Raw genomic sequence first — 16135 nt, forward strand, 5'->3', positions numbered from 1 at the left:
GAAACCATGCGCATTGTCTGTCCCTTCTGCGGCGAACGCGAACTCGGCGAGTTCACCTATCTGGGCGACGCCAAGCCGGTGCGGCCGGCGGCCGGCGCTTCGGAAGACGAGGTCTTCGACTATGTCTATCTGCGCGACAATGTCGCCGGCCAGACTAGCGAATACTGGTACCATGGCGGCGGCTGCCGAGCCTGGCTGAAGGTCACGCGCAACACGCTGACGCACGAGATTTCTTCGGTTGAGCCGGCCGCGGGTGCCGGTGCTGCGAAGGTTGGTGCGTGATGGCCGGCGCGCAGACAAACCGGCTGGACAAGGGCGGCCTTATCGACCGCTCTGCGCCGCTGAATTTTCGTTTCGACGGCAAGACTTTCTCAGGCTTCCAAGGCGACACGCTCGCCTCGGCGCTGATCGCCAATGGCGTCAAGCTTGTCGGCCGCTCGTTCAAATACCACCGCCCGCGCGGCATCCTCACCGCTGGCTCGGAAGAGCCCAACGCGCTGGTCGAATTGCGCACTGGCGCGCGGCGCGAACCGAACACCAAGGCGACCACGGCCGAGCTCTATGAAGGGCTAGAGGCCGCCAGCCAGAACCGCTGGCCATCGCTGCGCCACGATGTGATGTCGGTCAACCAGCTGTTCGCGCCGATCTTCGTCGCCGGCTTCTACTACAAGACCTTCATGTGGCCGGCGAAATTCTGGGAAGCAATCTACGAACCGGCGATCCGCCGTGCCGCCGGACTTGGTCGTGCTGCGGGCGTTGCCGATCCCGACCGTTACGACAAAGCGTGGGCCCATTGCGATGTGCTGATCGCCGGCTCGGGCCCGGCCGGACTGGCCGCGGCCTTGGCAGCCGGACGCTCGGGGGCCCGTGTCATCCTGTGCGAGGAGGATTTTTCGCCGGGCGGGCGTCTTTTGTCGGATGGCGGCACGATCGATGGCCTGCCGGCAGCCGAATGGCTTTCGCGGACGCTGGCTGAGCTCGCTACCCTGCCAGACGTCCGCATCATGACCCGCACGACGCTGTTCGGGGTCTATGACGGCGGCACCTATGGCACCATCGAGCGGGTCAACGACCACCTGCCCTCGCCGCCGGAGCATCAGGTGCGGCAGCGGCTGTGGCGGATCGTGGCCAGGCGCTGCGTGGTCGCGGCCGGCGCCATCGAACGGCCGATCGTCTTTGCCGGCAACGACACCCCCGGCGTGATGATGGCGTCCGCCATGCGGACCTATGTCGCGCGCTATGCGGCGACGCCGGCAAAACGCATCGCGCTGTTCACCAACAATGAGGATGGCTGGCGCACGGTCGAGACCGCACTCGGTGCCGGGTTGCAGATCGCGGCGGTCATCGACGCGCGGCCTGACGTATCGCCCGCCCATCGTTCGCTGGCGTCCAAGGGTGGCTTCCCCGTGCTGCACGGTTCCGTCAGTGGGGTCGATGGCGGCAAGGATGGCGTCAAAAAGATCGCTGCGTCACTCACCGGTGGCGCGCGCGCCGAGGTCGAAGCCGACGGGCTTGCCGTTTCCGGCGGCTGGAACCCGGCTGTCGGGCTGACCTCCTATCATCGCGGCCGGCCGAAATGGCTGGATAACATCGCCGCCTTCGTGCCGGATGGCGCGCCTCCCGGAATGGTGGCCGTGGGCGCCGCCAACGGCGCCTTCGGGCTCGGCGCCTGCCTGGCTCAGGGCTTTGCCGCGGGTAACGCAGCCGCGCATGACACCGGGCACAGCGGCAAGGCAGGCACGGCCCCTGTCGCCGACGACGAGGCGTTCTCGCTTACGCCGCTCTGGCACGTTGCCGGCAAGGGCAAGGCCTTTGTTGACTACCAGCACGACGTCACCGCCTCCGACATCGAACTGGCGCAACGCGAGGGCTTTGAATCGGTCGAGCATCTGAAGCGCTACACGACGCTCGGCATGGCGACCGACCAGGGCAAGACCTCCAATGTCGCCGGCCTCGCCATCATGGCCGCGGTCAGCGGCCGGTCCATTCCCGATACCGGCACGACGATCTACCGTCCTCCTTACGTGCCCGTCGCCATCGGCGCCTTTGCCGGCCATCACCGCGACGAGACGTTCCATGCGACGCGGCTGACGCCGTCGCATCATTGGGCCGCCGAACAGGGCGCTGTTTTCGTCGACACCGGACTGTGGAAGCGCGCGCAGTGGTATCCGCGCGCCGGCGAGAAGGACTGGCTTGAATCGGTGACCCGCGAGGTCAAGGCGGTGCGCGGCGGCGTCGGTTTCTGCGATGTCTCGACGCTCGGCAAGATCGACGTGCACGGCCCGGATGCCGGCGCTTTCCTCGACCGCGTCTATATCAACACCTTCTCCAATCTCGCCGTCGGCAAGGCCCGCTACGGATTGATGCTGCGCGAGGACGGCATGGTCTATGACGACGGCACCACGTCGCGGCTTGCCGAGGATCATTATTTCCTGACCACCACGACGGCCAAGGCCGGGCTGGTGATGCAGCATCTCGAATTCTGCCGGCAGGTGCTGTTTCCCGAACTCGACGTGCAACTGACTTCGGTCTCGGACCAGTGGGCCCAGTTCTCTATCGCCGGGCCGAAGACCCGCGACCTGCTCAAGGAGATTGTCGATCCGGCAGATGACCTGTCCAACGAAGGCTTTCCGTTCATGGGCGCGCGCGAAGTCCGCTTGCGCGGCGGCATCAGGGCGCGGCTGTTCCGCATCTCGTTCTCCGGCGAGATGGCGTTCGAGATTTCGGTGCCGGCACGCTTCGGCGATGCCATGGCACGCAATCTGATGCTGGCCGGCGCGCCATTCGGCGTCACGCCCTACGGCACCGAGGCGCTCGGCGTCATGCGCGTCGAAAAGGGTCACATCGCCGGACCGGAACTGAGCGGCACGACGACGGCGGCGGATCTTGGTCTCGGCAAGATGATGTCGACCAAAAAGGATTTCATTGGCCGCGTCATGGCCGGGCGCGAGGCGCTGGTTGCACCGAACCGTCAGGTCGTGGTCGGCATCAAGCCGGTGGACAAGGCGCGCAGGCTGCGCTCCGGCGCGCATATCATTCCGAAGGGGCAGACACCTGGCCCGGGCAACGACCAGGGCTATGTCACCTCGGTCTGCTTCTCGCCGACATCAGACCAGTGGATCGGGCTCGGACTGGTCGAGCGCGGCCGCGAACGCATCGGCGAGATCGTCCATGCGCACGATCCGCTGCGCGGTGAGGACTATGACGTCGAACTGTGCAATCCCGTCTTCTACGATCCGGATGGAGGGCGCCAGCGTGGCTGAGTTTTCCTGGTCTCCCCGCAGTCCGCTCGAGCATGCACTTGTCACCGGTGCGCATGGCGCACGCGGCGTCGAAGCCGGCGTCTCGCTGACGGAAGTCCGCAATTTCGACCTGATCCAGGTGATGGCGCGGCGCGGCAAAGCGGCCGAACTGGCGCGGGCTGCCAACGGCCGTTTCGGCGTGGCGGCTCAGAATACGCCGAAGGCGGTGCAAAGCCAGGACGCCACGCTGATCTGGTCCGGGCCGGATCAGTTCTTCGTCCTGTCTAAGGGCGGCAAGCACACGATGGACACGCTGGCGCCGGCATTGTCCGGCCCTGCCTCCCTGTCCGACCAGTCGCATGCGCGCGCCCTGGTCAGCATTTCCGGGGCCAGGGCCCGCACCATGCTGGCCAAGCTGTCGTCGATCGATCTGCACCCGTCGGCATTCCCGATTGGCGCCGCCGCCGCAACTTCGATCGATCACACCAGCGTCACGCTCTGGCGCGGCGGTGACGGGCCGGACGGGCAGGGCGTGTTCAATCTGCTGGTTTTTGCGACCTTCGCCGAAAGCCTGTGGCACACGATGCTCGACGCGGCGGCTGAGTACGGCGTGACGATCGCGCATTCGGAGGAGTTGGCGTAGCGCGGAACAGACAAGAAGGGCCACCTTCGCTTGCCAAATCCGGCCTTGCCGCCTATTCTTCCTGCTAAAATAATTTTACACACAGGCAAACTTGTTTCTCGAACCGATGTCTCGAAACGCAAGGCTGAGATGAGCCAGTCGCCCTACCCTGCCGTCGCCGCCGGACCGCCCCGGCCAAGCCTCATCCTGAGGCCCGGCCAGATCGCGCTGCCGTCGGGCATGGAGCGCTATACCATCCAGGGCAACGGCGCCGTTCTCATCGAAGTCGAAGCCGGCGATACCCTGACGGTTCGCAATGTCGAAGGCGGCCAGGCCTGCGAGCTGCTGGCGTGGGACAAGGCCGGCGTGACCGATCCCGGCATTTTTGGCGAAACATGGAACAACAATGCCGCCGGCATCAAGGCGCTTTTGGCCGAGGGCGACGACAGTCTCGCAGCACTTCGGCGCGGGCTTGCGCGCCGGCAGGTTCAGATTGATCAGGCCAAGGCAGTGCGTGTTTTCGGCGGCGCTACGCCGGCCGGTACGGAACAGGCTTTCACCGTTGCACGCGACGGCGCGATGGTCATCGCCGCGCCCGGCGGGCCGATGCTGGTCGATGGCCACGACACGGCGACGCCGCTCAGCGTCATCGTCCGGCGCGCCACGATCCGTCCTGCGGCGAACTCGCAATTGGCTGACCCGCTCGCCGATCCGGTGCTTGACCTGCGCGTCCACTCGGCGACGGCGGAATCCTACTTCGTCAAGGCCGGCAACTATCTGCAGATCATCGATGTCGAGGGGCGCCAATGCACCGACTTCCAGTGCTTTTCGGCACGCAAGCTGGATAAGGGTCGCGACCATCCGCTCGACGTGACGACGACCCGCACCTTGATGGGCGCGAGCTATCCGATGCCTGGCCTGCATTCGAAATACTACGACCAGGACATGGAGCCGCTGGTCGAGGTGGTGCAGGACACGTGCGGCCGGCACGATGCCTTCGCGCTCGCCTGTGCGGCCAAATATTACGACGACATCGGCTATCCCGGTCACACCAACTGCTCCGAGAATTTCAATCGCGCGCTGTCGGACAAAGGTGTCACGCCACGTGCCGGCTGGATGGCGATCAACTTCTTCTTCAATACGGCGATCGACGCGCATGGCGTCATGGTGTCGGACGAGCCGTGGTCGCGGCCGGGCGACTATGTGCTGCTCAAGGCGCTGACCGACATCGTCTGCGTTTCCTCAGCCTGCCCCGACGACACGACGCCGGCCAATGGCTGGAACCTGACCGACATCCATGTGCGCACCTATTCCGGCCAGCACAAATTTTCGCGAGCGATCGCCAGACGCATGACGCCTGATTCGGAACCGAAAATGACCCGCGAGACCTCCTTTCATTCGAGCTTTGCCAAGCACACCCGCAACTTCGTCGAGTACAGGGGCTACTGGCTGGCCAATTCCTTCGCCAAGCAAGGCCCCATCGACGAATACTGGGCCTGCCGGCAGGATGCCGTGATCATGGACCTGTCGCCGCTGCGCAAGTTCGAGGTCACCGGGCCGGACTCGGAGGCGCTGCTGCAATACACGCTGACCCGCGACGTCAAGAAGCTTGGCGTCGGCCAGGTCGTCTATTCCGCCATGTGCTACGAGCATGGCGGCATGATCGACGACGGCACGCTGCTGCGGCTCGGCAAGGACAATTTCCGCTGGGTCGGCGGCGACGATCTGTCCGGCGAATGGCTGCGCGAAACGGCGAAAAAGCTCGGCCTCAACGTGCTGGTCCGCTCGTCGACCGACCAGATGCACAATATCGCAGTGCAGGGCCCGAAGAGCCGCGACATCCTGAGGGAGGTCATCTGGACCTCGCCGCTGCAGCCGTCGATCGAGGAGCTCGAATGGTTCCGTTTCGCCGTCGCCCGCATCGGTGGCGGCAACGGCATCCCGGTCGTCGTCTCGCGCACCGGCTACACCGGCGAGCTTGGCTACGAGATCTGGTGCCACCCACGCGACGCCGAAAAAGTCTTCGACGCCATCTGGGAGGCCGGCCAGCCGCACGGGCTGAAGCCGATGGGGCTGCAGGCGCTCGACATGGTGCGCATCGAGGCCGGGCTGATCTTCGCCGGTTACGAATTTTCGGACCAGACCGACCCCTTCGAGGCCGGCATCGGCTTCACCGTGCCATTGAAGACCAAGACCGATGACTTCATCGGCCGCGAGGCGCTGATCCGGCGCAAGGACAACCCGCAGACAAAACTGGTCGGCCTCGACATCGACGCCAATGTCGATGTCGGCCATGGCGATTGCGTGCATGTCGGCCGCGCCCAGATCGGCGTGGTCACGTCAGGCATGCGCTCGCCGGTGCTGAACAAGACCATCGCGCTGGCGCGGCTCGACGTCACCCACGCGGCTGTTGGTACCGAGGTCGAGATCGGCAAGCTCGACGGCCATGCCAAGCGGCTGCCGGCGCGCGTCGTCGCCTTTGCCCATTACGATCGCCAGAAGACCAGACCCCGCTCCTGACCGCGCTTCACCCACAAGACATTGAAAGCTGCGCCGGGCAGTCTGAGCGATCGCCGTGGTTGGGGGTTGTGGGTCAGTTGAAGGAAGCCGAGAAGCCAATGGTGCGCGGCCCTTACAAAAGGCGTCTTGGAGAATAGGGCGGCATTGGACATTTTGTTTCGTCATGCTAATTCAGTTAGATGTTTTTCTGATCTTGTCCTTTGTAGCAGTCGCCATCCCGTATGGCCTTGAACGACTCTATTTTGCGAGAAAATTTTGGTTCTTTGCAGTTCTATTCTGGCTGTTTGTCTTTCAATATGGCGTTTTATTCGGCAGTGAAATCATCCTTGAAAATCACCTAGGCCAATCGTTGCCCAATTGGGTTACAACACTCGGCTTTGCGATTGGAGCATTCGCCTACATGACGATTGGCGTGACGTCTTTCGCTGCCGTCGTCGCCGCATTGGGATTCGGGACAGTGATCGCAGCCAGTTGGTTCTTGAGAAAGCTAGGGGAAAATTCAAACTGAGACATTACCGGCCGTCGGCGTGTCTAAGACGCTCTGGTCGATGGAAGACCTTTGCGAGACACTACCCGATCGACAAGTGCCGGCAGTTGTGCTATTGGTTTGGGGATGGTGCTGATTTGCGCCGTGACCCGCTTCAGGCGGGTTTTTTCATTTCAGGCCTCTGGTCCTTTCGAACAATTCCCCCCGCAGCAGTGCGAAGCTGACATGTTTCGCAAGCGTGATGTGTATGGTTTCACAAAACGCTTGACGTGAAAGCGCGCCGGATCAATCTTCACTGCTAAGAAAAAAATGCGACTGAGTGGAAACACCGGCAGCCGCCCAACGCATGCGTCGATGACGAAGCCTCGCGAAGTCGCGGCCGTCACGGACGGGGAACATCAAAAAGGGGAACCCACACACATGAGCACGATAAGCACTACGCTGGAGCCGCTTGCCGAGAGCAAGCTGCACCGGAATATCGACTGGCGCGGCGCCTTCTGGGTGGCCAGCGGCGTCCCTGCCCTCGTCCTGTTCTCGATCGGCGGCATCGCCGGTACGACCGGCACGCTGGCCTTCGCGATCTGGATCGCCTCCATGATCATGGGCTTCCTGCAATCCTTCACCTATGCCGAGATCGCCGGCCTGTTCCCGAACAAGTCGGGCGGCGCCTCGATCTATGGCGCCACTGCCTGGCTGCGCTACTCCAAGTTCATCGCGCCGCTGTCGGTGTGGTGCAACTGGTTCGCCTGGTCGCCGGTGCTGTCGCTCGGCTGCTCGATCGCCGCCGCCTATATCCTCAACGCGCTGGCGCCGGTGCCGCTGTTCACCGAAACCTCGCCCGATGTCGTCGCCTATATCGCAGCCCATGCCGGCACGAGCGCCGCCGATGCGATCACGGCGGTGACCGCTGCCGCGACGCCGGCGATCCGCAACTGGACGTTGTACAGCCACACGCTCGGCCCGGTCTCCTTCACCTTCAATGCCACCTTCTTCATCGGCGCGGTGCTGATGCTGATCATCTTCTCGATCCAGCATCGCGGCATTCTGGGCACCGCCAATGTGCAGAAATATATCGGCCTGCTGGTCATCATCCCGATGTTGATCGTCGGCGTCGTGCCGATTTTCACCGGCCAGATCAACTGGGCGAATTTTTCGCCGCTGGTGCCGCTGGCCGCCGCCTACGCGCCTGAGCCCGGCGCGTGGAACATTGCCGGCTGGACGCTCGTGCTCGGCGGCATGTTCATCGCCGCATGGTCGACCTACGGTTTCGAGACCGCCGTCTGCTACACATCCGAATTCAAGAACCCGGGCACCGACACATTCAAGGCCATCTTCTATTCCGGCCTGCTCTGCATGCTGCTGTTCATCCTGGTGCCATTCACCTTCCAGGGCGTGCTCGGCTTGAACGGCATGCTGGCCACGCCGATCGTCGACGGCTCCGGTGTCGCCGACGCCCTGGCCGGCATGGTCGGTGGCGGCGCGCTGATCCACAGCCTGCTGGTGATGCTGATGATCCTGGCTCTTGTGCTGTGCATCATGACGGCGATGGCGGGTTCTTCGCGCACGCTCTACCAGGGCTCGGTCGACGGCTGGTTGCCGCGCTATCTCAGCCACGTCAACGAGCATGGCGCACCGACACGGGCCATGTGGACCGACCTTTGCTTCAACCTGATCGTGCTGGCCATCGCTTCGGCCGACGCGACGAGCTTCTTCTTCATCCTCGCCGTGTCGAACTGCGGCTACATCATCTTCAACTTCCTCAACCTCAACGCCGGCTGGATCCACCGCATCGACAACGGCCATATCGCGCGGCCATGGAAGGCGCCGAGCTGGCTGCTCGGCGTCGGCGCCATCTTCGCCTATGTCAACGCGATCTTCATGGGCGCCGGCGCCAAGGTGTGGAATCCGATGGCGCTGTGGGCCGGATTGATCACCGCGGCCTTGATCATCCCGGTGTTCTGCTACCGCCACTACATCCAGGACGGCGGCAAGTTCCCGGACCATATGCTGGCCGACCTCGGCATGAGTTCGTCCGATCTGGCGGTCAAGAAGGCGGGCATGCTGCCCTACCTGACGCTGATCGCCGGCGTGGTGGTGATGCTGCTCGCCAACTGGTATTTCGTCATCTGACCTCGGAAATGAAAAGGATCGGGCGCGCTTCGGCGCGCCCGATCCTTTTCAACTGGCGTAGTCGATCTATTCGGCGGCCAGCGCCAGTTGTGGCTTCTCGGCTTCCGGGATCAGTTCCAGATCGTCCGTCTGCTCCGCGGCCTGGTGCTTCTTGGGCTCGCGGCCGAAGAACAGGGCGTAGCCCGCCGGCAGCACCAGGATGGTCAGCACGGTGGCAACGAGAATGCCGCCCATCATGGCGTAGGCGAGCGGCCCCCAGAAGACGGCGCGCGAGATCGGGATCAGCGCCAGCACCGCCGTCAAGGCGGTCAGCGTGATCGGCCGGAAACGGCGCACGGCCGAGCCGATGATCGCTTCGGATCGCTCCATGCCCGCCGCTATGTCCTGGTCGATCTGGTCGACCAGGATGATCGAGTTGCGCATGATGATGCCGAGCAGCGCGATGACGCCGAGGATGGCGACGAAGCCGAACGGCGCACCGCTGATCAGAAGGGCCGCTGCAGCACCGATGATGCCGAGCGGGCCGGTCGCCAGCACCAGCATCGCCTTGCCGAAATTCTGCAGCTGGATCATCAAGAGCACGACGATGATGGCCAGCATGATCGGCGCCTTGGCGGCGATCGAAGCCTGGCTTTCGGCCGAATCCTCGGCACCGCCCTGGATCTCGATCTTGTAGCCAGGTGCCAGCCCATCGCGCAGACCCTGCATGTCCTTGTACAACTTGGTGACGACGTCGTTGGACTGCACGCCGTCGGGCAGCGTTGCCCGCACGCTGATGGTCGGCAAGCGGTTACGCCGCCATTCGATGCCTTGCTCCAGCACCGGCACCACCTTTGCGACCTGCGACAGCGGCACGAAGCCGCCGAAATCGGTCGGGATATAGACGGAGTCGACCGAAGACAGCAGGCTGCGGCTGGTATCCGGCTCGCGGGCGACGATGGACACAGTCTCCTCGCCGTCGCGGAAGTCGTCGAGCGGCGCGCCGGACATGGTCGCCTGCAGCATCTGGCGGATGCGCTGCGAGGTCACGCCAAGCGCACGGGCGCGATCCTGGTCTATGACCAGCTTCATCGCCGGCACCGGTTCGAGCCAATCGTCATGGACGGCGCCAAGCAGCGGATCTTCGCGGAACTTGGCCTTCACCTGGTCGGCGATGCGGCGCACCTCCTGGCGGTCCGGGCCCATGACACGCATCTGCACCGGCCAGCCGGTCGGCGGGCCGAGGAACAGGCGGTCGACTTTGGCGCGGATGGACGGGAAGTCCTCGGCCAGGACGGTGCGCAGCTTGACGATCAGCCGTTCGCGGGCCGGCTCGTCATTGGCCATCACCAGAAGCTGGGCGAAGTTCGGATTGCTCAGCTGCTGGTCGAGCGGCAGGAAGAAGCGCGGCGCGCCTTCGCCGATATAGGTGGCGATGAAACGCTTGTCCTTGTCGTCCATCATCTTGGCTTCAAGCGCCTTGGCCTGCACCTCGACTTCCTTGATGCTGGTGCCCTCCGGCAGCCAGAGATCGACGAGGATCTCCGGTCGCGACGATTGCGGGAAGAAATTCTGCGGGATGAACTGGAACGCCCACAGGCTGGTGCCGAAGGTCACCAGGGTCATGACAAGCACGATGATGCGGTGGCGCACGGCCCAGCCGACGGTCGAGCGCAGCCGGCGATAAAAGCGCGTGTCGAAGACGTCGTGATGGCTACCGGCATGCTTGCGCTGCTTGAGGATCATGTAGCCGAGCCACGGCGTGAAATAGACCGCGACGAACCACGAGACGATCAACGCGATGCCGACGACATAAAACAGCGTGCGCACATATTCGCCGGCCGTCGAGGCGGCGAAGCCGACCGGGATGAAGCCGGCGGTGGTGATGAGCGTGCCGGTCAGCATCGGGAAGGCGGTCGAGGAATAGGCGAAGCTCGCCGCCTCGATCTTGACCAGCCCCTCCTCCAGCTTGCGCTCCATCATCTCGACGACGATCATCGCGTCGTCGACGAGCAGGCCGAGCGCGATGATCAGCGCGCCGAGCGAGATGCGCTGCAGGTCGATGCCGAGTTCGTACATGATGGCGAAAGTGGCGGCCAGCACCAGTGGGATCGCGATGGCGATGACAAGGCCGGAACGCCAGCCGATCGACAGGAACGAGACGACGAGCACGATCAGCAGCGCTTCGCCGAGCGCGTGCATGAATTCGGCGACCGCATCGGTGACGACGCCCGGCTGGTCGGAGATCTGGTCGACCGAAACGCCATAGGGCAGCGCCTCTTCAAAGCGCTTGTAGGTCGCCTCGACCTCCTTGCCGACATCGGTGACCTTGAAGCCCTTGGCCATGACGACGCCAAGCTGCACGCTGTCATGACCGTTGAAGCGGTATTTGCGCTGGAAAGGATCTTCCAGCCCCGACGTCACCGTGGCGATGTCGCCGAGCCGGGTGACCTGGCCGCCGGCGCGCAAGCGCAGGTTGCGGATATCCTCGACCTTGCTGACGTCGCCCTCGACCGAAATGCGCACCGAGTTGGTGCCGGTGTCGACGGAGCCGGCCGGGTCGACATTGTTCTGTCCCTTGATCGCGTTCTGCAGATCGGTCAGCGTCAGACCGCGTTCGGCGAGCGCCTTGGAGGAGATGTCGATATAGAGCTTTTCCGGCTGGTCGCCGATGATGACGGCCTTCTCGACGCCGGGCGTGGTCAAAAGCATGTCGCGCGCCTGGATGGCGAACTTCTTCAGCTCGGGATAGCTGAAGCCATCGCCGCTGATCGAATGCAGCGTGATGAAGGTGTCGCCGAACTCATCGTTGAAATACGGACCAAGCAGGCCTTGCGGCAGGTCGCCAGCAATATCGCCGACCTTCTTGCGCACCTGATAGAAGGCGTCCGCCACCTCGGCGGCGTTGGTGTCGCCCTTGATCTGTACCGTGATGATGGCGCTGCCGGCGCGGGTAAACGAGCGCACGAAATCGAGATGAGGCGTTTCCTGCAGCTTGCGTTCGATCTTGTTGACGACCTGGTCTTCCATCTCCTGGATCGAGGAGCCGGGCCAGATCGCCTGGACGACCATCACCCGGAAGGTGAAATCGGGATCTTCCTTCTGGCCCATGCGCATCAGGCCGAGCGCGCCTGCAATGATGATCAGGCCGAACAGGAACCGGGCGATGGAGGGATGGCCGATTGCCCAGCGCGACAGGTTGAAGGGCCGCTTCTCGTCCGTGGAATTGGTCATCGATGCAGGTCCATCTATCTAGCGCAACAAGATCGCGGTTCGGTGGTGGCTTCCGGGCGGCAAGGCTCTCCGAGCGGAGAACACTCATCGCGGTTGGGGACGCGAAAATTGATGCGCGGGGGGCCACATCAATCGAGCGCCTCGGTTCGAGCGTTTGCCGCCCGGAAACCAGCGGCTGCGGGAACGCGCAGCCGGTGTCTGTCGTCAGCGCACCTGTCTGGTGTCGCTATCATCGCCGGCCGCAGAAGCAGATTGCAGCACAGTGTCGCCGGCAAGTTTCACTTTCAGGTTCTCGGTCATGAACTGCGTGCCGGCAGCGACCACGACATCGCCGGGCTGCAATCCTTCGGCGACCCGTACGCCATCGGCGGCGAACTTGGCGACCTTGACCGGGCGGGCGTGGACGGTGTCGGCGCCGCGATCGACGGTCCAGACGATCGACTGGCTGTCTTGCTTGGCCAGCGCGCTCAGCGGGATCGAAACGAGCTGCCGCTCATTGGCCGCCGATGCTTCGATGCTGGCGGTCATGCCGAGCAGCACGCGCGGATCGTTGGGCAGGCTGACGCGAACGGCAAAGGTGCGCGACTGCGGATCGGCGCTGCCGGCGACTTCGCGGACCTTGCCCTCGAGCGCGAGTGTGTCGTCGGACCAGAAGCCCGCCTTTACGGTCTTGCCCGGCTTGAACTCGGCGATTTCCATTTCCGGAACCGCGATCAGCACTTCCTTTTCGCCATCGACCGCGACGGTGACAACCGGCGTGCCGGAGCCAACCACCTGGCCGACATCGGCGCTGACGGCGGTGACGATGCCGTCCCTGTCGGCCTTGAGGTCGGTGTAGCCGGCTTGGTTCTTGGCCTGGTCGAGCGACGAGCGAGCGGAATCGCGGGTGGCGACCGCCTGGTCATAGCTCAGCGTCGCCTGTTCGAGCTGCGATTTCGGTGCAAAATTCTTGGCAAAAAGCTGCTCTGCGCGCTTGCGGGCAAGCTCGACCGTCTCGACCTGCCGCTCGGCGGCATCAAGCGCTGCCTGAGCGCTTTTGACCGAAAGGTCGTAGTCGATGGGATCGATGCGGGCGAGCACATCGCCTGAAGCCACATGCTGACCGATGTCGACAAGGCGCTCCGTGATCTTGCCGTTGACCCGGAACGCCAGGGCGCTTTCGGTTCGGGCCCGCACCGACCCGGAATAGGAGAGCGTGCGGGTGTCATGCGCCTGGGCGATCTCGACGACCTTGACCGGGCGGATGATGTCCTTGACTTCGGCTTTCTCCTGCGAGCAGCCGGCAAGCCCGAGCGCCGCGACGATCAGGCCGGCGACCGGCAGCTTGCGAAGGATGGAACGGGACAAAAACATCTTGCTACTCCGACTGGAGATGAATGGTCGACACCGGCACCTGCGTGCGGCGCTATTTCAAGGCCTTGATTGCATAGTCGATGAGGTCGTCGGGCATCGCCCGATTGGTCTTGGCAAGACACTGCGCGACCATCTGCGGATGGCACAGGATGACGGTGGCGGCGCCGAAGCAGCGCGACGCGATCACCGGATCCTGTTCCCTGAACTCACCGGCCTCGATGCCATCGCGGATGACTTCCGCGAACAGATCGTGGATGCTGTCGACGTGCTTGTCGATGACGCCCCAATCCCGTTCGAGCGCGACGATGACCATTTCATGGACCTTCTGCTCGTCGAGCATGACTTCCATCGTCATCTTGTACTGGGCATGCACGTAGCGCCGAAGCCGCTCTTCCGCGCTGATCGGCAGGTGGCAAATCTCGTAGGCCATCTTGTAGCTGGCACCGAGCATCCTGCCGCAGACGGCCTGGTGGATTTCGACCTTGGTGGCGAAGAAGCGGTAGATATTGGCCGGCGACATGCCGAGTTCACGTGCGATGTCGGCGACATTGGTCTTGCCGTAACCGTAGTGCCGGAACAGGCGCTCGGCGCAGTCGAGAATGCGCGTCACATTCTCCTGTCGGGCGACGTCGGCGGCGACTATGTTGGCGGCTTCGGACATGGCTCTCTTTGTTTACGACTGACGAATTTCAATTTTCGTCAGTCGTAAATCGAAATGACTGACCTGTCAACGCGAAATCGGTGTACGCGTACGATTGGTGACAGCTGGTGACATCCAACAGACGTCATCAGGCGGCCCGAGGATTCGGACCATTGAAAATAATTTCGCGAGAGGGCTGCCCGAGACGTCAGGCGACCTTAGCCATTTCCCGCAGGCGGAACTTCTGGATCTTGCCGGTCGAGGTCTTGGGGATTTCGGCGAAGATCACTGCCTTCGGCACCTTGAAGCGGGCAAGCAGTGCGCGGCAGTGCTCGATGATCTCGGCCTCGGTCGCCGCCTTGCCGGGCTTCAACTCGACATAGGCGACCGGCACCTCGCCCCATTTGTCATCAGCCCTGGCGACGACGCCGCAAGAGGCAACAGAGGGGTGCTTGTAGAGCGCATCCTCGACCTCGATCGAGGAGATGTTCTCGCCGCCCGAGATGATGATGTCCTTGGAACGGTCCTTGAGCTGGATATAGCCGTCGGCATGCATGACGCCGAGATCGCCGGAGTGGAACCAGCCGCCGGCAAAGGCTTCGTCGCTCGCCTTGCGGTTCTTGAGATAGCCCTTCATGACGATGTTGCCGCGGAACATCACCTCGCCGATGGTCTCGCCATCCGCCGGCGTCGTCCGCATCGTCTGGGGATCCATGACGGTCAGGCCTTCGAGCGCTGCATACCGCACACCCTGCCGCGCCTTTTTGACACTGCGCTCGCCCTTTTCGAGATTGTCCCAGGCGCCGTGCCATTCGTTGACGACCGCCGGGCCATAGGTTTCGGTCAATCCGTAGAGATGGGTGACGGCAAAGCCGGCATCGGCCATGCCGGACAACACGGCCTCCGGTGGCGGGGCAGCCGCGGTATTGAAGGTGACCGTCTGCGCGAATTCGCGCTTGTCCTCGTCCTTCGCATTGATCAGCACCGACATGACGACCGGCGCGCCGCACAGATGGGTGACGCCGTGGTCGGCAATCGCATCGTAGATCGGCTTCGGCCGCACCCAGCGCAGGCAGACATGGGTGCCGGCCTGGACGGCGAGCGTCCATGGAAAGCACCAGCCATTGCAGTGGAACATCGGCAGCGTCCAAAGGTAGACCGCGTGCTTGGCCATGCCGGCATGGATGGTGTTGGTGTAGGCCATGAGGGCAGCACCCCGATGGTGGTAGACGACGCCCTTCGGATTGCCAGTGGTGCCGGAGGTGTAGTTGAGCGAAATGGCGTCCCACTCATCGTCGGGCATCGACCAGGCGAAGTCCTCGTCGCCGCTCGCGATGAAATCCTCATAGTCTGATGTGCCTATGCGCTCGCCCTTCGGATACGGCGCGTCGGCAGCGTAGTCGGGATCGTCATAGTCGATGACCAGCGGCTTGACCTTGGCCAGTTCCAGGGCCTGCTTGACGACGCCGGAGAACTCGCGATCGACGATCAGTATCCTGGTCTCGGCATGGTCGAGCTGGAAGGCGATGACCGCGGCATCGAGGCGGGTGTTGAGCGAGTGCAGCACCGCCTTGGTCATCGGCACGCCGAAATGCGCTTCCAGCATCGGCGGCGTGTTGGACAGCATGACGGTGACGGTGTCGCCCTTGCCGATGCCGCGCTTCTGGAGGGCCGAGCCAAGCTTCAACGACCGGCGCCAGAAGGTGCGATAGTCGATGCGCTGGCGGCCATGGATGATGGCGACATGGTCGGGATAGGTCTTAGCCGCGCGCTCCAGATAGGTGAGCGGCGTCAGCGGCTGGTGGTTGGCCGCGTTCTTGTCGAGATCCTGTTCGTAAGGATTGCCCATCCCGTCCTCCCCGAGTTTCTTCTTTGAGATGTTCTAATCACAGGCTCGGGCCGCGTCACCACCAACGATGCCGCGATAG

General features: G+C 63.5%; 10 protein-coding genes. 6 read left to right on the forward strand and 4 right to left on the reverse strand.

Annotated features, from left to right (window positions below; all coding sequences use genetic code 11):
- The first annotated feature begins 6 nt into the window (after nucleotides 1-6).
- From AC07FD_RS04150 to AC07FD_RS04175, 6 genes are all read left to right on the forward strand, one after another.
- Nucleotides 7-282 carry a sarcosine oxidase subunit delta gene (locus AC07FD_RS04150; RefSeq protein WP_478348761.1) on the forward strand — a complete coding sequence of 92 codons (276 nt, stop codon included), beginning with the start codon at nucleotides 7-9 and terminating at the stop codon, nucleotides 280-282.
- Entirely contained in the window at nucleotides 282-3263 is a 2982-nt protein-coding gene (locus AC07FD_RS04155; protein ID WP_478348762.1) for a sarcosine oxidase subunit alpha, read from the forward strand. Before AC07FD_RS04150 ends, AC07FD_RS04155 begins: the two co-directional genes overlap by 1 nt.
- On the forward strand, nucleotides 3256-3885 hold the full coding sequence (locus AC07FD_RS04160) for a sarcosine oxidase subunit gamma (RefSeq protein WP_478348763.1): 630 nt from the start codon (nucleotides 3256-3258) through the stop codon (nucleotides 3883-3885). The genes AC07FD_RS04155 and AC07FD_RS04160 overlap by 8 nt, the downstream gene beginning before the upstream one ends.
- A gap of 129 nt (nucleotides 3886-4014) precedes the next feature.
- Nucleotides 4015-6384, forward strand: coding sequence for a DUF1989 domain-containing protein (locus AC07FD_RS04165; protein WP_478348764.1), 2370 nt, complete (start codon nucleotides 4015-4017; stop codon nucleotides 6382-6384).
- A gap of 163 nt (nucleotides 6385-6547) precedes the next feature.
- On the forward strand, nucleotides 6548-6892 hold the full coding sequence (locus AC07FD_RS04170; RefSeq protein WP_478348765.1) for a hypothetical protein: 345 nt from the start codon (nucleotides 6548-6550) through the stop codon (nucleotides 6890-6892).
- Between the two features lie 399 nt (nucleotides 6893-7291).
- The gene (locus tag AC07FD_RS04175) at nucleotides 7292-9001 is read left to right on the forward strand and encodes an APC family permease (RefSeq protein WP_478348766.1); all 1710 of its coding nucleotides are present in this window, start codon (nucleotides 7292-7294) and stop codon (nucleotides 8999-9001) included.
- A 66-nt stretch (nucleotides 9002-9067) separates the two neighbouring features.
- Here the strand turns inward: AC07FD_RS04175 and AC07FD_RS04180 are convergent, their stop codons facing one another.
- From AC07FD_RS04180 to AC07FD_RS04195, 4 genes are all read right to left on the reverse strand, one after another.
- Nucleotides 9068-12214, reverse strand: a complete 3147-nt coding sequence (locus AC07FD_RS04180) for an efflux RND transporter permease subunit (protein ID WP_478348767.1) — start codon at nucleotides 12212-12214, stop codon at nucleotides 9068-9070.
- 204 nt (nucleotides 12215-12418) lie between these two features.
- On the reverse strand, nucleotides 12419-13567 hold the full coding sequence (locus AC07FD_RS04185) for an efflux RND transporter periplasmic adaptor subunit (RefSeq protein ID WP_478348768.1): 1149 nt from the start codon (nucleotides 13565-13567) through the stop codon (nucleotides 12419-12421).
- A 52-nt stretch (nucleotides 13568-13619) separates the two neighbouring features.
- Nucleotides 13620-14228, reverse strand: coding sequence for a TetR/AcrR family transcriptional regulator (locus AC07FD_RS04190; protein WP_095088192.1), 609 nt, complete (start codon nucleotides 14226-14228; stop codon nucleotides 13620-13622).
- A 187-nt stretch (nucleotides 14229-14415) separates the two neighbouring features.
- Nucleotides 14416-16056 carry an acyl-CoA synthetase gene (locus AC07FD_RS04195; RefSeq protein WP_478348769.1) on the reverse strand — a complete coding sequence of 547 codons (1641 nt, stop codon included), beginning with the start codon at nucleotides 16054-16056 and terminating at the stop codon, nucleotides 14416-14418.
- Nucleotides 16057-16135: the final 79 nt, after the last annotated feature.

Source organism: Mesorhizobium waitakense, assembly GCF_056431085.1.